We start from the raw sequence: 17278 nt of genomic DNA on the forward strand, positions 1-17278 counted from the left end.
GAATCTTTCAACGCAAAAATTAAAGCTTTTAGGGCACAGTTCAGAGGTGTGAGAAACGTAGATTTTTTCCTTTATAGGTTAACCACAGTATTTGCGTAAACACAACAATTGTTCTTGATCCGTAATATTGTCTCTGTTAGTAGAAAAATATTAGAAGATGGTTTTACTTTAAAGTTTTCTGGGATTGAAGAGATACCAGTTTATTTAGAGCTATTTGAAAATTCAATTCTAGTTTCAGCTTTTATAAAGGACAAAGAGGGTAATATTGTTATCCATATGGAAAATGGAGAATGGGCACTAAACAAGACAAGCAATTTTTCAATAAATTATGATGAAACTGCATTAGAAATTATCAATAAAAAAGGTCTGATAGCATTGCAAATTAGTCTTACTGACAACATTTTTCTATTACAAGGTATTATATTTAAAAAAGCAAATGTGGTTGTTTTTACTGACAAGTTCGCAAGTACATATTCGTATAAAAACAAAAATCTGGAAGAAGAATTATTCAAGCAAACTATTGGAACACCTAGATTATTCAAGCACTATGGAGAAAACTATCTTGGACAAAGATTATCCAATGATTAATTTTTGCCAATCTTTATTTTACATATCCCACACCATTTTCATTAATTCTGCTTAATCAAGTAGCTAATAGGTGTTATAAAATTCAATTAAAAAAAGCCCCACAGTTATGTGAGGCTTTGATATCATAAATAAATTTTCAGAAAAATTACTTCTTCTTAGCCTTAGCTGGCTTTGCGGCTTTGCCGTCCATTTTATCTTTAAGAGCTTGTAAAGCATCATTTGCATCACCTAAAGTAGGTTTTGCTTCTGCAGCAGCTGTAGCAGCTTTTTTGGTAGCAGCTTTTACGTTTGCAATTTCTTCAGCTTTATGTATCGCTGCATGGGATGCAACTACACGTTTAAACTCTTTGTTAAATTCAATGATCTTGAATTCTGCTTTTTCTCCTTTTTTCAATTTGCTACCATCTTCTTTTTCAAGATGACGTGATGGTACAAAAGCAACGATATCTTCGTTAAACTCAATTGTAGCACCTTTGTCAACTATTTCAGAGATTTCAGCTTCATGAGTTGTGTTTAAAGCAAATTCAGTTTCGTATTTATCCCAAGGATTTTCTGTTGTTTGTTTGTGTCCTAAACTTAGTTTACGACCTTCAACATCCAATTCTAGAACAACTACGTCTAACTTGTCGCCTACTGCACAAAACTCAGATGGATGCTTGATTTTCTTAGTCCAAGATAAATCAGAAATATAAATCAATCCGTCAATACCTTCTTCCAATTCAACAAAAACACCAAAGTTTGTAAAGTTACGTACAATACCGGTATGCTTAGAACCTAATGGATATTTAGTTGTAATATCAGTCCATGGATCTGGCGATAATTGCTTGATTCCAAGAGACATTTTACGGTCTTCTCTATCTAAAGTCAAAATTACCGCATCTACTTCATCGCCTACAGAAACGAAATCCTGGGCAGAACGTAAATGTGTTGACCAAGACATTTCAGAAACGTGAATTAAACCTTCAACACCATCGGCAACTTCAATAAACGCACCGTAATCTGCAATAACAACTACTTTGCCTTTTACTTTATCGCCAATTTTAACATCTTCTCCAAGAGCTTCCCATGGGTGTTTGCTTAATTGTTTTAGACCTAATTGGATTCTAGATTTATCTTCATCAAAATCAAGAATTACAACATTTAATTTTTGATCTAACTCAACAATCTCATTTGGATGGTTGATTCTAGACCAAGAAAGATCTGTAATGTGAACTAATCCGTCAACACCACCAAGATCGATGAATACACCGTAAGACGTAATGTTTTTAACAATACCTTCCAGTACTTGACCTTTTTCCAGTTGACCAATAATTTCTTTCTTTTGTTCCTCAATATCAGCTTCAATTAAAGCTTTATGGGACACTACTACGTTTTTGAATTCGTGGTTGATTTTCACAACTTTAAATTCCATAGTTTTATTTACATACTGATCGTAATCCCTAATTGGCTTCACGTCAATTTGAGAACCTGGTAAGAATGCTTCAATACCGAAGACATCTACAATCATACCTCCTTTAGTTCTACATTTAACGAAACCATTAACGATTTCACCAGTTTCGTGTGCTTTATTTACACGATCCCATGCTTGAATTACACGCGCTTTTCTGTGAGATAACACTAATTGACCAGTTGCATCTTCACGCACATCAATTAACACCTCAACCTTGTCTCCTACTTTTAAACCAGGATTGTAACGGAATTCGTTTAAGGAAATTACACCTTCAGATTTTGCATTGATATCGATAATTGCATCTCTATCAGTAATGTGAATTACGGTACCTTGAACAACTTCGTCGTCTAAGGTATCTACAAAATTTTCAGCTACTAATTTTTCAAATTCTTGAAGTTGTTGATCGTCCACCTCATCAATACCTTCTTGGTAATTGTGCCAGTTGAACTCTTTTAAGAATTTTTCGGGATTTGCTTGAGCTTCAGATACTGCCGGAGCTTCTGCTGTTGTTGCTTCAACCACTACTTCTTCCGAAGTTTCTGGGTTAGCTTGTTTTTCGTTTTCAGCCATGTGCTGATTAAAATTTGTATTCTGTATATTTCGAAAAGTTAAACGCTTAATACACAGAAGTGTTATAAAAATGTTTTTCAGTTCCTCTCTATCTTTTCGATCATGCGCTAAAAAGGTGTGCAAAAATACATATTTTGAAGTAATTAGCCTAATTCGTATTAAAAAAAGTCAGACTGAAATTATAAGCTATGAAAAATGCCACGAATACACGAATTAAACTAAAAATCAAGGATGGAAATTATTATCATGAATAAAAATATCTATACCGGTTGTGCATTTTGGCCCTTTTTAATAAACAAATGTCAGAACTGACAAAATTTTCTCAAAATGCACAACGGATTATCTATAGATTTTTTTTTAAAAAAAGTGTAAATTCTTTTTGTATTCATTGTTGACAAAGAAAAAATTCGTGTATTCATGGCAAAATAAATATGTTTTAGCCCTTTGAAAAATAAGTATAATAATATTGTGAACTATTAAATTATTGAAAAGCATAAAAAACCGACATTTCTTTTACTATATTTAGAACGTTAATTTTTAAACTAAAAAAACTATGACAGCAAAAGCTAAATACCAAGAAGTTTTAGATTTGGGAGCATCTCTAAACATTCAAAACGGTGATGTAAAAGAAGAAAATGGGACACTAAAAGTTTGGGGTACGGCTAACACGCCATATGAGAAAAATTTAATTTGGGACAAAATTAAAGCCATTGGAGGGGAAAGTCCCTCGGATATCATGGCGGATATCAAGGTTGCAGATAATAGTGTATATCACAGACATACCGTGAAAAGTGGCGAAACCTTAGGTAAAATTGCTATTCAGTATTATGGGAAAGCTTCTAAATACCAAGATATATTTAAGGCGAATTCCGATATTCTGAAAAACCCAGATGTCATTCATCCAGATCAGGAGTTGATTATTCCCAATGCTTAGAAAACAGAAGTTAAATTGATTGTAAAACGAATCTTTATTGAATAGGGATTCGTTTTTATTTGCCATAAATTCAAAGAAAACTTAGATACGGATTGTAAATTATTTCGCGGAGATACACAGAGTTTTACAGAGGGTTTTTTGACTGAGACTGAAAACTGCGACTGGATACTGAAAACAAAAAAAAATCACTCACACCCTTCCAAAGTCATCTTCACCAGCTCTAAAATCTTAGTGTATTGTTCGTTAAGGGTTAAATCTGAATTATCAATTTCTATGGCATCTTCGGCTTTAACCAATGGGGAATCTTCTCGGTGCGTATCGATATAGTCGCGCTCGGTAACGTTTTGTAAAACTGCTTCATAAGTAATAGCATCCCCACGTTCTTTTAATTCTTGGTAACGCCTTTCAGCTCTTTTTTCTGCGGAAGCAGTCATGAAAATTTTGAGTTCAGCATCCGGAAACACTACAGTTCCTATATCACGACCATCCATAACTACGCCTTTATCCTGCCCTATTTTCTTTTGAATTCCCACCAACTTCTGGCGAACTTTAGAAACTTCAGCTATTTTGCTCACAAAGCTGGAGACCTTTAAAGTTCGGATTTCCTTTTCAACATTTAGCCCATTTAAATACATCTCAGCAAAACCTAACTGGTCATTAAACTGAAAACTCAACTCTATTTGGTCTAGTTGATAAACCAGCGCTTCTTTATTAAAATCGTCTTCTGAAATCAAACCATTTTTAATGGCATAGAGTGTTACCGCCCTGTACATAGCCCCAGAATCCACATATACATAGCCTAAGTGTTTAGCGATTTGTTTTGCTACGGTACTTTTTCCAGTTGAAGAATAACCATCTATGGCAATCGTGATGTTGTTCATATTTTAAATAAATATCTCGGGGCAAGCCCGGGAGGTATTAAACCTGAGATCCCGCTAAAAAGCGGGATTAGTTCAACCATCAAAACTTAATGCGCTGCGCTTTTAAGTTTTGGGTTTCACTAATAAAAAGCAAAAGTAAGTATTTGTCATCATTTAGCTAAACATTCTATTGATTTCATCTTTAAATCCTGCATTAAGAACATATGTTGTATATATATAACCAATTCATCTATCTTCGTTGTTACAAATCTTTAATTTTGTTGATAGAATCTAAAACAATAACTATGAAAAGAATTACACGATTATTAATTTATCTTCTCTTAATTTCATTTAATTCATTTTTAGCGGCTCAAAATATTTATGTTGCTACAAATGGAGATGACACAACGGGAGATGGTTCCTCTGCGAGCCCTTACAAAACTTTTAACAAAGCTGTTTCTGTAATGTCGGCAGGCGATGTATGTATCATCAAAGGCGGTGTTTATGAAGAATCGCTAATTGTTAACAAAAACGGAACTGACGGTAATCTGCTAACATTTAAGGCTGCCGACGGCGAAGATGTTGAAATTAGAGCCACTACAAAAGTTAACGGATGGCAGCTGCATAGCGGAAGTATCTACAAGGCCGATGTAAACATGGGCATTGAAAGCAGGTTCCGTGCCGTATATCACAATGGTGATTATATGGATTTAGCACGATGGCCCAATAATACAGATAATAACCGCTGGACCGTTGACTGTACCCCTGTTACGGGCGGTGATGGCTCTCATTTTCTTGCCAATAACATTCCAAATATAAATTGGACTGGCGGCATGGTCTATTATCTTGGAGCACACTCTGGAACTAGTTGGACACGAATTATCTTAAGTAGCACAACTTCTAGAATTGATTTTACAACGGTCAATATTAATAGTTGGCCATTTACACCTCATAACCCAACAGTTTGGAGAGATTACCCCGGGAATGAAAGAGGACAGTTGTACCTTTTTAATAAACTGGAAGCTCTAGACCATGCTCGCGAATGGTTTTATGACGGCGGTACAAAAACACTTTATCTTCAAACAGCTAATGGCGCCATGCCTGCAGATGGTACTGTTGAATATGCAAGAACTAAACATGCAGCACAATTACAGGGAGATTATATTAAACTTGAAGGTTTAAACTTTTTTGGAGGTAGTGTTAGAATCGATAATAATGCAGACAACAACCAAATTATTAATTGTAAAATAGTTCATGGTAGTGAAGGACATGATGATTTGGCTAATACATCCGCTCAGGTTGGAGAGGCCGCTCTTGATGTTCTTGGAGACAATACCATCATAAAAGGTTGCACCATAGACCATAGTTCGGTCAGTGGCATAAATATAGCCGGTTGGGCAGCCTCAAATTGTACTGTTGAAGGAAACTATATTAGCAATACAGACTACCTAGGAATTCATGCATCACCAATAAGAACTAGTGCTAACAACATGAAAATACTGAAAAACACTATTGTTAATGCAGGTAGAGACGGTATGTATGTTGCTGGTTCTAACTGTGAAGTTGCCTATAATGATGTATCTGGGTCTCAACAAATGAATAGTGACTCTGGTGTATTTTATACGGTTGGAAATACCTCTTTAAAAAATAGTGAAATTCACCACAATTGGTTTCATGATGCTACGGCGCCATCCTATTCGCATGGTACTGGAGGTTCTGCTAAAGCCGCGGGTATCTATTTAGATAACGACAGTAAAGGCTACGTGGTGCACCATAATGTAATTTGGAATGTATCTTGGACTGGTTATCAGGTAAACTGGAACAATACTAATTTAGATTTTTTCCATAATACTATTTGGAATACTAGTAGCGCCATGGGATCCTGGGTTAATGGTCGTGAACAAAAGGATAATAAAGTGTATAATAATTTTGCAAGTGATGGCGAATGGTTTGCTGGTAACGGCCCAACAGAATTTGATATAAAAGATAATGTAATTTCAAGCACTTCTCCTTTTGAAAATGCTGCTAGTGGAAATTTTATGCCAAAATCTGGTAGTGCTGTTATTGATAAGGCGCAAGTTATTTCGGGGTTCACCAAACCTTTTAAAGGAGCTGCTCCAGATATTGGCGCTTATGAATTGGGAGGCACACGATGGACTGCTGGCGTTAATGCTATTGAAGATACTGGTGAAGGTGAAGAACTTTCTATTTCTGATATTCAGTTTACTATTGCTGCTTCATCTGAGACTTGTCCAAATGAAAATAATGGTAAAATCAATATATCTGCAGGTTTCGCAGAGGATTTTGTTGTAACTTTTAATGGTTCTAATACAGATTTTACACAAACATTGGACATTGAAAACATTGCACCTGACACTTATGATTTATGTATTTCCATTAAAGGAGATAGCGAAAGCAAATGTTTTAGTGTAGTGATTAAGGAATCACCAGGAATAAGCAGCAAATCTAGTTTAGGTGTCAATAAATTATCTGTAGCTATTGAAACAGGAACAGCACCTTTTACCGTAACTGTAAATAATGAAGTTGTTCGTGAAACCTCAAGCACTTCATTTGATGTTGCTGTAAAACATGGTGATATCGTGAAAGTGAAATCCAGTAAAGATTGTGAAGGGGAACTTGTTGAAAGCATAGATTTTTTCGGCAATATTCAATCCTTTCCTAACCCTACAACAGGAGATTTTCAGTTCTTGTTACCTATAGCCAACGGTCAGGTTGCTATCGAAATTTACAACATCCAGTCGCAATTGGTGTCTTCAAAAACATATCAAATTAATTCCGGAAAGGTTGATCTTAGTTTAAGCGATAAACCATCAGGAATCTACTTTGCGAAAATTATAGCAAGCAAACCAATCAATGTTAAAATCATAAAGAAATAAAACGATGAAAAATATAAAATTATTAGTAATTCTTGGAATTATTTTAGCCTCTTGTTCTGGTGGCGGTGATGATACTCCAGCCCCTGAAGAAAACAAAGCACCTGGAAAAGTAGGTTCGTTAACCTACCCAACCAATAATCTTCTGTGTATTTCGAACACCCTTCTATTTGAATGGGCTGATGCTATAGACCCAAATGGAGACCCTATAACCTATCTGCTTGAAATTTCAAAGGACAATCAATTTTCTAGTATTGAAGAATCAACAACTACCACAGCAAATTCAAAATCTGTTACTTTAGAAAAAGGGATTGCTTATTACTGGCGTGTTAAAGCCACGGATAGTAAAGGTTTATCAAGCGATTACTCTACAGTATTTCAATTTTACACGGAAGGTATAGCAGAAGTTAACCATTTACCATTTGCACCAAGCATAACTGCTCCAGCAAATGAGGGAACCGCTTCTGGTGCAACGACCAATTTACAATGGGATGCCAGCGATGTTGATAACGATCCTTTAACATATGATGTGTATTTTGATACTGTAAATCCACCAGTAACAAAGGTTGGCGATAATCAAAGTGCAAAATCTTTAACGGTAAACTTAAGCGCTGCAACAACATACTATTGGAAAGTAGTAGCCAAAGATGATAAAGGCGGACAAGCCATAGGACAAGTTTGGAGTTTTAGTGTGAACTAAATTTAAAATACTAGTACTATTTTAAACGACTGGAGCTATACTTCAGTCGTTTTTTATATATCATGGAGAGGTTTTCTTCCTGAACTCTAAACACTTTGATAACCAACTTAAACCTTTTATTTAAATCATATCATACAAGTAATTTTAAACCATATGTTATCCAAAAACGATTGTACGGACAACTTGATATGCAATCAGTTTAATAAATTTATAAAAAAACATTATGAAAAAAACACTACACTTATTTTTATGCCTATCCATTCTTTTTTGTAGTTCAATACTTCTTGCCCAAGATGTATATGTGGCTACAAATGGAAATGACACCACTGGAGATGGAACAATAGGAAACCCTTACCTTACATTTAATAAAGCCGTCTCGGTAATGAATACTGCAAAAAACACATGCATTATTAGAGGTGGTATTTACGAAGAATCTTTAATAGTTAACAAAAATGGCAATAGCACTACCCCTTTAACATTTAAGGCAGCCGCTGGTGAAAATGTTGAAATTAGAGCTACAAGTATTGTAAATGGTTGGTCATTGCACAGTGGAAGCATTTACAAGGCAACTGTAAACATGACTATTGATAGTCGGTTTCGTGCAGTATATCACAATGATGAGTATATGGATTTGGCGCGATGGCCAAATAATACGGATAATGACCGCTGGACGGTGGACTGTACTCCTGTTACTGGAGGTGATGGCACTCACTTTCTTGATAATACTAACAATATTCCTGGTATTGATTGGACAGGCGGACTGGTATATTATTTAGGGGCGCACTCTGGAACTAGTTGGACAAGAACTATAACGAGCAGCACGACTTCCAGAATTGATTTTACAGCAGTTAATACTGGAAGTTGGCCTTTTAGCATCCACAACCCTGGAGTATGGAGAGCTTATCCTGGAAATAATACAGGGCAAATGTATCTTTTTAATAAATTGGAAGCGTTGGATCATGCTCGAGAATGGTATTATGATAGCGGTACAAATACGCTTTATCTTCAAACAGCAAACGGTACTTTGCCGGCTAATGATAGTGTTGAATATGCAAGAACTAAGTATGTAGCAGAAATAACGGGAGACTATGTTAATCTTGAAGATTTAAACTTTTTTGGGGGCAGCATAAAGATTCATAACAATGCTGACAATAACCAGATATTAAATTGTCAAATTATTCATGGAAGTGAAGGACATGATGAATTAAATAATACAGACGCTCAAGTTGGTGAGGCGTCTATAGAAGTTCTTGGAGACAATACTATAATAAAAGATTGTACCATAGACCATAGTTCGGTAAGTGGTATATTTATAGCAGGTTGGGCTGCCTCAAATGGTACTTTTGAAGGAAACTATATTAGCAACATAGACTACGTAGGAATTCATGCGTCACCGATTAGATCTAGTGCTAATAACATGGAAATTCTAAAAAACACTATTTTAAATGCTGGTAGAGACGGTATGTACGTCGCAGGATCTAACTGTGAAGTAGCATATAACGATGTATCTGCATCTCAACAAATAAACAGCGATTCTGGAGTGTTTTACACCGTTGGAAACGCCTCTTTAAAAAATAATGAAATACACCACAACTGGTTTCATGATGCTACCGCACCGGCATATTCGCATGCTGTTGGAGAAGCTCCTAAAGCCGCTGGTATCTATTTAGATAACGATAGTAAGGGCTACGTAGTGCATCACAATGTGGTTTGGAATGTATCTTGGACGGGTTACCAAGTGAATTGGAACAATACCTTTTTAGACTTTTTCCATAATACCATATGGAATGCGCAAGATGCAATGGATTCTTGGGTTAATGGTCATTCACAATCAGATAACAAAGTATATAACAACTATGCAAGTGCTGGAGATTGGCATCCTAATGCTGGGGATACTTATCCTAATGTATTTTTTGATATTCAAGATAACTTAATCACTCCCACATCTCCTTTTGAAGATGCCAATAATCAAGATTTTATGCCGAAAAATGGTAGTGCAGTTGTAGATCAAGGTCAACTTATTTCTGGCATTAATGATTCTTATAAAGACGCAGCTCCAGATATAGGTGCTTATGAATTGGGAGGCACGCAATGGACTGCTGGAGTAAATGCTATTGAAGATACAGGAGATGTCCTTAGTACTTCTGAGGTACTTCTATCTCGAGTGCAATTATTTCCTAATCCAGCACACAATAATTTAAATATTGTATTACCAAATAATTTAAACTATACCAAAGGTTTAGTGGAAGTGTATTCGCTTATGGGGCGTAATGTGAAGACGATGGCTCTAAATGGAAACGACACTACAACGGTATCGTTGCCAATTGCTAATTTAGCGTCGGGAACATACCTTGTTAGGTTGATAGCCTCAAACGGAACATCTTACACTTCAAAGTTTATTAAGAACTAGAGCATCTTAAAATTGATATAAAACGGGGATATCTTATGGTGATGTCTCCGTTTTTTTTTTTGAATTTAGTATTTGGAATTTTACCCCTAGGTTTGCCACGAGGTAATTTATTGTAAATCTATTTGCAAACCAAAGAAGTTAGAATTTGCAGCACTAGTATATTTAGCGTGGGTATAACTAAAACGCATTTTATTTAATTTGATAGAGAACCCGGCAGAAAGCCCAGAGAAATTACGCTGATCTACAATTCTTAATTCTTCTGAACGGCGAAAATTATAACCCAATCGAAGATTAAAACCACCTTCAGGAAATAATTCTGCCCCTAAAATAGTATGCCTGATTACTTGCCCTAAAAATCCAATTTTTTCTGAAGTTTGATTACCAGATAAATCTCTTGTAGCTCTTACAGGATTTGGTCTTCCGATAGGCCATTCTTGTAGATTCTCGAAAGTTACATGCCACCTAAGTGGCACATGCTCTAAGGTTTGAGACATTCCGAAACCAATTTCAAATGGTAAAGGTTCATTTAAACCTGCATAAGTAGTTATTTGGGACCCTAAATTTCTAACTACTAAAGCAGCATGAAAATCTATATCCTCATCTATATATAATAATCCTAAATCTATAGCAGCTCCTAAAGAATTGTACTGTTCTAATTTTGAAGTGATTAATTTAAAATTTCCACCGAAATAAAAATCCGAATACCCCAGTTGAAGTGCATAACCTACAGATAAAGCACTTTCATTACCCGTAAACGTTCCCGTGGAGTTACCATCTTCATCATAACCATCAAAAGAACCATAATTGATATAGCTGATACCAGCGTGAACAGTACCAGTATGTCTATCTATTTCATAAGCATAAGCCGCTGTTCCATAACTTATACCTCCCAAGTAACTTGAGTAATTTAATGCCAATTGATTATCCATTTCAGCATTAATCGTCGCTGGGTTAAATAATCCTTGTGTGACATCGTAATCTACATTGGTAAATACTTTCCCTCCCAAAGCTGCTTGTCTTGGCGAAGACACTAAATTCAAAAACTGATACGTTGTCTCACCTCCTACTTGCGCATAAGCATTAAGTGTTAGAGACAAACAAAAAATAGTGATAATCTTCTTTAGCATATTTACGGTACAAAGTAAATGAATCTATCTTAAAACGATAGCATGTATCATTTATTTTTTTCAAGGGTGCATTTCTATTTTAATCGTAATTTTTGTCCAATAAATATGGTATTATTTTTCAAGGCATTTAAACGCTTTAGCAATTTTACAGTAGTATTTGTTTTTTTGGCAATACTATAAAGCGTATCTCCTTTTGAAACCATCCAAAAATCCGAGTTATTGCCATTAGAATTAATGCTTTCAAAATTTCTAACCCGTATCTTTTTTCCAATACTAATTAAAGTTGTTTCCAGATTATTGGCTTTTTTCAAAACATTTAAACTCACACCATACAATTTAGACAATGTAAATAAAGTTTCCCCGCTTTTTACAACATGAAAATCTGAAATACTTTCAGAATTAGATTCAATTGGAGCTATCGCAACCTTGGCCTCAGGATTAATAAGCGTAAACTCTCCGGTTGCCACATTTAATCTTGCAGGTTTTCCGTCTAAAAGCACCTCTTTATAATGTGGTTTAGATTGCGCAATTGCATGATAACAACAAAAAAATCCAAAGACAATTAAAAATACTAACCTAGAGTTTCTTCGCATTTTTAACTTTTTGATTTGTGATAGCTATGTCGATAACCTCACTCATATCGGTCACATAATGAAATGTTAAGCCCTTTAAATATTCAGCTTTAATTTCTTCAATATCCCGTCTGTTGTCTTCACACAATAATATTTCTTTAATACGTGCTCTTTTTGCAGCTAAAATTTTCTCTTTTAACCCCCCTACCGGCAATACCTTTCCACGAAGTGTAATTTCGCCCGTCATTGCTAAACTCTTCTTTACTTTCTTTTGAGTGAAAAGCGATACTAAAGAGGTTAACATAGTGACACCAGCACTTGGACCATCTTTTGGAGTTGCGCCTTCTGGCACGTGAATATGCACATTGTATTTTTCGAAAACATCAGCATCTATTCCAAAAGTATCTGCATTAGATTTTATGTATTCCATCGCGATAGTGGCAGATTCCTTCATTACCTTACCTAAATTTCCGGTAATGCTCATAGTGCCTTTTCCTTTAGAAAGAATAGATTCTATGAATAAAATATCCCCACCAACACTTGTCCATGCTAAACCGGTAACAACACCGGCAACGTTATTGTTTTCGTATTTATCACGCTCTAATTTTGGGCCACCTAAAACTTCAATGATATCTTCGTTAGATACTTTAACATTGTAGTCTTCTTCCATTGCAATATTTTTGGCGGCAAAACGCACCATTTTTGCAATTTGTTTTTCTAAACCGCGCACACCGGATTCTCGTGTATAGCCTTCTACAATTTTTTCCAGTTGAGGTTTGGCTATTTTCAAATGAGAGGTATCCAAACCATGCTCTTTTAATTGTTTTGGTAATAAATGGCGTCTTGCAATCTCTACCTTTTCCTCAATAGTATAGCCCGTTACATTGATGATTTCCATACGGTCTCTCAATGCAGGTTGAATAGTATTCAAGCTGTTTGAAGTGGCGATGAACATCACCTTAGAAAGATCGTAACCCATTTCCAAAAAGTTATCATAAAACTCATTATTCTGCTCCGGATCTAATACTTCTAACATTGCAGAAGATGGATCGCCTTGATGCGAATTTGATAGTTTATCAATTTCATCTAAAACAAACACAGGATTGGAAGTCCCTGCTTTTTTCAAGCTCTGGATGATACGCCCTGGCATGGCGCCAATGTATGTTTTACGGTGTCCGCGAATTTCCGCTTCATCGCGCAAACCTCCTAAAGACATACGCACATATTCTCTACCTAAAGCTTCCGCAATAGACTTTCCTAAAGATGTTTTTCCAACTCCTGGAGGGCCGTACAGACACAAAATAGGCGATTTCATATCGTTTCGCAATTTCAAGACTGCCAGATATTCTATGATACGGCGCTTTACATCGTCTAAACCATAATGGTCTCGGTCTAATATTTTCTTCGCACGTTTTAAATCGAATTTGTCTTTGCTAAACTCATTCCAAGGCAAATCTAAAAGTAGTTCTAAATAATTACGTTGAATTGAATATTCAGAAACCTGTGGGTTCATACGTTGCAACTTCCCTATTTCCTTTTCAAAATGCTTTGCTACGTTTTCGTCCCATAACTTCTCGGATGCTTTCAGCTTCATTTCCTCAATTTCCTCATCATGACTTACGCCTCCCAATTCTTCCTGGATGGTTTTCATCTGTTGATGCAAGAAATATTCACGTTGTTGTTGGCTCATATCCATTTGAACCCGAGACTGAATATCATTCTTAAGTTCTAATTTCTGAAATTCAACATTCATAAATTTCAGCGTAGCTAAGGCACGTTTCTGAAGATCGTTTATTTCTAAAAGTTCTTGCTTTTCGGTTACAGAAAGGTTCATGTTTGACGACACAAAATTTATCAAAAACGAATTGCTTTCAATATTTTTTATGGCGAAAGATGCCTCACTTGGAATATTTGGATTTTCCTTGATAATTTCTAATGCTAAATCCTTTATAGAATCTATAATTGCACTAAATTCTTTATTTTTTAGAGCAGGTTTCGCTTCAGGAATATCCCTAACCGTAGCATTCATATAAGGTTGCTCCGTAATAACTTCGGCAACTTTAAAACGCTTTTTCCCTTGAATGATAACTGTTACGTTACCATCGGGCATTTTTAAAACTCTTAAAATCCTGGCAACAGTACCCGTTTCATGGATGTCTTTTGCGGTTGGATTCTCAACAGTTTCATCCTTTTGGGCCACAACACCAATTACCTTACTGCCCTTATTTGCATCGTTTATCAGTTTTATAGATTGATCGCGACCAGCAGTAATTGGAATAACCACACCAGGGAACAATACCGTATTTCGCAACGATAGTATTGGAAGCGTTTCAGGTAGCTCTTCTTTATTTATGGCTTCTTCATCTTCAGGTGTCATTAAGGGGATTAATTCTGAATTTTCATCAAATTCCTGTGATGACAAACTGTCAAATGTTATAAAATTAGATTTCTTCATATAGCTCTCTAGGTCATTCTGTCATTAAAACAAAATAAACCAATTTTCAAATTTATTACATAAATATTTAAACATCTAAATATCAATACTTTAATGATAAATTAAATGCTTTATCGTTAATATAAATTCAATAGTTGTGCCAATTATGTTGCGAAAGAATTACATTTTACCTGCTTTCTTTAAAATAAATAAAATAACAATTGGTATTGCGAGTAAAGCAACCATTAAAAAGTTAGTTTTAAACAATACTGGTGATAGTAATAAAGTAATAATGTAACCACCAATTGCGCCACCAAAATGGGCATCGTGACCAATATTTCCCACTCTATTTTTCATACCGTAAATTGAATATAATAAGTAGCCAATACCGAAGATATATGCAGGAATTGGGATGGGTATAAAAAAGATATACAAGCTCATTCCTGGTTGCAACAAAATGGCAGCATAAAGCACACCCATTACTGCACCACTCGCTCCTACTGCGCTGTAGTGGTATTCATCTTTGTGAAAATAAAGCGAAAGTAAATTACCAAGTATTAAACTACCAACATAAATAATAAAAAAACCAAACACATCTAGCAAGCTTATTACCACATTGGCAAAGAAGTAAAGCGTAAACATATTAAAAAATAAATGCGCTGTATCGGCATGTAAAAAGCCAGAACTAAAGAGGCGAACTTGTTCCCCTCGTTTTATACCACCAACATTAAATTTATACTTTTCGAAAAAAGAAAAATCGTTGAAACCCTTGTAGGATATCAAAACGTTAGCGACAATGATAATTATAGTGATGATATCTAATTTACCCATGGACGTAAAACGATTAAATTCAAATTAACATATATTTGCGGTTACAAATCTAAAACTTATAAATGCAATTTCTAGCTTATATTATTCTTTATCCGTTTTTATGGCTAATTTCTATATTGCCTTTTAGATTGTTGTATGCTGTCTCCGATGGTATTTATGTGTTGCTTTATTATATTATCGGGTATCGAAAGAAAGTGGTTAACGAAAATCTAAGGTTGGCTTTTCCCGAAATATCTGATTCAGAGATTCGTAAAATCAGAAAAAAATTCTACCATCATTTATGTGATATGATTGTAGAGGCTGTAAAATCAATCACGATTTCTGAAGCCGAAATGCAAAAACGTTATGCTTTTACTAATTTGGATGTGCTGTATCAATTAGAAAAAGAAAACCGAAGTATTGTTTTATTTATGGGACATTATGCAAGTTGGGAATGGATTTTTATTTTACAAACACATGTGAATTACAAAGGGTACGCCATTTATAAACAGTTAAGTAATAAGTATTTTGATAGGCTTGTAAAACGGATTCGGGCTAAATATAACAGTCATTTAATTACTACAAAAGAAACATTTCCTGCCCTTGTTAGAGCCAAAAGAAATAATGAATTAACGTTTAATGGTTTTGTGTTCGATCAATCTCCAAAATTGAATAAAGCCTTATATTGGCAAGAGTTCATGGGTATTAGAGTGCCAGTTCATGTTGGTGCCGAAGTATTGGCAAAACGACTGGATATGGCTACTTTATTCTTAAAGGTAAAAAAGATAAAAAGGGGCTATTACGAATCTACATTTTCTATTATTTCTAAAAACCCAAAAGAACTAAAAGATTTTGAAATTACCGATATCGCGCTTAAACGCGTTGAAGAACAACTTTACGAAGCTCCAGAATATTACCTGTGGACTCATAAACGTTGGAAACATCGCGGACAAGAGCCTAAATAAGTTATTCCCTAAAATCTATTTCTCTGCAATCTGATTTATAGAAAATTTATGAGTGTTGTTTTTTCGTCCCCAATAAATACAGCAGCGCTCCAGGACCTGACTTTATCCTGCCAATTTCCCAATCGTATGTTTCGGTGTTTTCTAAATTTGCAACAAGTGCTTTCATTTCTTTTACAGAATAGGTTCTGAGTGAAGAAACCACACCATCCCACAAAACAAACAGAGGCACTATTGGAATAAGATATGTAAAAATAATTCGTCCAAATTTAAACGGCCTGATAAAAGGTGTTGTAAACAGAACACTTAAAGGAGAAAATAGCATTGCTAAAATACTAGGTAAACTTCTTTCCTGTGCTTCAAAAACTGCAATAGAACTGTTAGAGTTTACTGCGTTCTGCAAAACTTGTTTTGCATCATTAGGTTTAAAATGGTGCAACGATAAAAATTGAGTCCTTAAACCTTTCAACTCCTTTGGAACATCTCTTGCATCGACTGAAGCTTCAATAAATTCAAAATTAGATGCTTGTTTTTTTGTAAAATTAAATGCCGGAATGTTTGGGTAAAAATCAGTCAAAGTTATTTTTAAATCAGAAATCTCTTTTTTCAATTCAGAATTTAACCAAATTAATCCACCGCCACCACCTGAGCCTAAATCTACAATCTGATTTGTTTTGCTTTTCTGCAATCCTTTAATGAGTATTGGTACTATTGGTTTGTATAATTTCGTTTTGTTTGAAAGAAACTGCAAGAAATCGGTACCATAGTTTCTTAAAAATATTGGAAACCACTTTTGGTCTTCAAATTCGAATAAATGTATTCTTCCCATTTTATAGTGGTTCTTGAATTCACAACTCGCTTTTATATAGATAGTTCTAGGGTTGAATCTCTAAATTAATAAAATAAAATGAACTAGAGAGAAATTTGTAGAATTTTCCAAGTACATAGAAACTAGCACTTAACTTAC

Annotated in this window: 13 protein-coding genes; 6 read left to right on the top strand and 7 right to left on the bottom strand. The window is 35.1% G+C overall.

The window, feature by feature from the left end; translation table 11 throughout:
• Positions 1 to 114 precede the first annotated feature (114 nt).
• A complete protein-coding gene (locus ABXQ82_RS17680; protein WP_367062926.1) occupies positions 115 to 588 on the top strand; it encodes a hypothetical protein in 474 nt (157 codons plus the stop codon).
• A 145-nt stretch (positions 589 to 733) separates the two neighbouring features.
• Here the strand turns inward: ABXQ82_RS17680 and rpsA are convergent, their stop codons facing one another.
• Positions 734 to 2608, bottom strand: a complete 1875-nt coding sequence (gene rpsA / locus ABXQ82_RS17685) for a 30S ribosomal protein S1 (RefSeq protein ID WP_367062928.1) — start codon at positions 2606 to 2608, stop codon at positions 734 to 736.
• A 553-nt stretch (positions 2609 to 3161) separates the two neighbouring features.
• On the opposite strand from rpsA, the gene ABXQ82_RS17690 reads away from it, so the two are divergent.
• Positions 3162 to 3542: a LysM peptidoglycan-binding domain-containing protein gene (locus ABXQ82_RS17690; RefSeq protein WP_367062930.1), complete on the top strand. Its 381-nt coding sequence runs from the start codon at positions 3162 to 3164 to the stop codon at positions 3540 to 3542.
• A gap of 185 nt (positions 3543 to 3727) precedes the next feature.
• Here the strand turns inward: ABXQ82_RS17690 and cmk are convergent, their stop codons facing one another.
• Positions 3728 to 4423, bottom strand: a complete 696-nt coding sequence (gene cmk, locus ABXQ82_RS17695; RefSeq protein ID WP_367062932.1) for a (d)CMP kinase — start codon at positions 4421 to 4423, stop codon at positions 3728 to 3730.
• Between the two features lie 284 nt (positions 4424 to 4707).
• Between cmk and ABXQ82_RS17700 the strand changes: the two genes are divergently transcribed.
• The 3 genes from ABXQ82_RS17700 (at position 4708) to ABXQ82_RS17710 (ending at position 10406) form a co-directional block, all read left to right on the top strand.
• Complete coding sequence (locus ABXQ82_RS17700; RefSeq protein WP_367062934.1) at positions 4708 to 7299, top strand: T9SS type A sorting domain-containing protein; 2592 nt, start codon at positions 4708 to 4710, stop codon at positions 7297 to 7299.
• A gap of 4 nt (positions 7300 to 7303) precedes the next feature.
• Positions 7304 to 7996, top strand: a complete 693-nt coding sequence (locus ABXQ82_RS17705; RefSeq protein ID WP_367062936.1) for a hypothetical protein — start codon at positions 7304 to 7306, stop codon at positions 7994 to 7996.
• A 223-nt stretch (positions 7997 to 8219) separates the two neighbouring features.
• Positions 8220 to 10406, top strand: coding sequence for a T9SS type A sorting domain-containing protein (locus ABXQ82_RS17710; RefSeq protein ID WP_367062938.1), 2187 nt, complete (start codon positions 8220 to 8222; stop codon positions 10404 to 10406).
• Positions 10407 to 10513: 107 nt separating this feature from the next.
• Here the strand turns inward: ABXQ82_RS17710 and porQ are convergent, their stop codons facing one another.
• The 4 genes from porQ to ABXQ82_RS17730 form a co-directional block, all read right to left on the bottom strand.
• Positions 10514 to 11533, bottom strand: coding sequence for a type IX secretion system protein PorQ (gene porQ, locus ABXQ82_RS17715; RefSeq protein WP_367062940.1), 1020 nt, complete (start codon positions 11531 to 11533; stop codon positions 10514 to 10516).
• Positions 11534 to 11607: 74 nt separating this feature from the next.
• A complete protein-coding gene (locus tag ABXQ82_RS17720) occupies positions 11608 to 12126 on the bottom strand; it encodes a LysM peptidoglycan-binding domain-containing protein (protein WP_367062942.1) in 519 nt (172 codons plus the stop codon).
• Positions 12110 to 14560 (bottom strand): endopeptidase La, encoded by a 2451-nt coding sequence (gene lon / locus ABXQ82_RS17725; protein WP_367062944.1) that lies wholly within the window; start codon positions 14558 to 14560, stop codon positions 12110 to 12112. The genes ABXQ82_RS17720 and lon overlap by 17 nt, the downstream gene beginning before the upstream one ends.
• 159 nt (positions 14561 to 14719) lie before the next feature.
• The gene (locus tag ABXQ82_RS17730) at positions 14720 to 15370 is read right to left on the bottom strand and encodes a rhomboid family intramembrane serine protease (RefSeq protein WP_367062946.1); all 651 of its coding nucleotides are present in this window, start codon (positions 15368 to 15370) and stop codon (positions 14720 to 14722) included.
• 62 nt (positions 15371 to 15432) lie between these two features.
• Here ABXQ82_RS17730 and ABXQ82_RS17735 point away from each other — a divergent pair, with 62 nt between their 5' ends.
• A complete protein-coding gene (locus tag ABXQ82_RS17735; RefSeq protein WP_367062948.1) occupies positions 15433 to 16314 on the top strand; it encodes a lysophospholipid acyltransferase family protein in 882 nt (293 codons plus the stop codon).
• Positions 16315 to 16360: 46 nt separating this feature from the next.
• On the opposite strand, the gene ABXQ82_RS17740 is transcribed toward ABXQ82_RS17735, so the two are convergent.
• The gene (locus ABXQ82_RS17740; RefSeq protein ID WP_367062950.1) at positions 16361 to 17140 is read right to left on the bottom strand and encodes a hypothetical protein; all 780 of its coding nucleotides are present in this window, start codon (positions 17138 to 17140) and stop codon (positions 16361 to 16363) included.
• Between the last annotated feature and the right edge of the window lie 138 nt (positions 17141 to 17278).

It is taken from the genome of Algibacter sp. 2305UL17-15, assembly GCF_040720935.1.
GTDB lineage: Bacteria > Bacteroidota > Bacteroidia > Flavobacteriales > Flavobacteriaceae > Jejuia.

Coding starts and splice junctions, on each gene's coding strand:
- ABXQ82_RS17730 (WP_367062946.1), bottom strand. CDS start 15,370: ATGGGTAAATTAGATATCATCACTATAATTATCATTGTCGCTAACGTT.
- porQ (WP_367062940.1), bottom strand. CDS start 11,533: ATGCTAAAGAAGATTATCACTATTTTTTGTTTGTCTCTAACACTTAAT.
- ABXQ82_RS17735 (WP_367062948.1), top strand. CDS start 15,433: ATGCAATTTCTAGCTTATATTATTCTTTATCCGTTTTTATGGCTAATT.
- ABXQ82_RS17740 (WP_367062950.1), bottom strand. CDS start 17,140: ATGGGAAGAATACATTTATTCGAATTTGAAGACCAAAAGTGGTTTCCA.
- ABXQ82_RS17690 (WP_367062930.1), top strand. CDS start 3,162: ATGACAGCAAAAGCTAAATACCAAGAAGTTTTAGATTTGGGAGCATCT.
- ABXQ82_RS17710 (WP_367062938.1), top strand. CDS start 8,220: ATGAAAAAAACACTACACTTATTTTTATGCCTATCCATTCTTTTTTGT.
- cmk (WP_367062932.1), bottom strand. CDS start 4,423: ATGAACAACATCACGATTGCCATAGATGGTTATTCTTCAACTGGAAAA.
- rpsA (WP_367062928.1), bottom strand. CDS start 2,608: ATGGCTGAAAACGAAAAACAAGCTAACCCAGAAACTTCGGAAGAAGTA.
- ABXQ82_RS17720 (WP_367062942.1), bottom strand. CDS start 12,126: ATGCGAAGAAACTCTAGGTTAGTATTTTTAATTGTCTTTGGATTTTTT.
- ABXQ82_RS17700 (WP_367062934.1), top strand. CDS start 4,708: ATGAAAAGAATTACACGATTATTAATTTATCTTCTCTTAATTTCATTT.
- ABXQ82_RS17705 (WP_367062936.1), top strand. CDS start 7,304: ATGAAAAATATAAAATTATTAGTAATTCTTGGAATTATTTTAGCCTCT.
- lon (WP_367062944.1), bottom strand. CDS start 14,560: ATGAAGAAATCTAATTTTATAACATTTGACAGTTTGTCATCACAGGAA.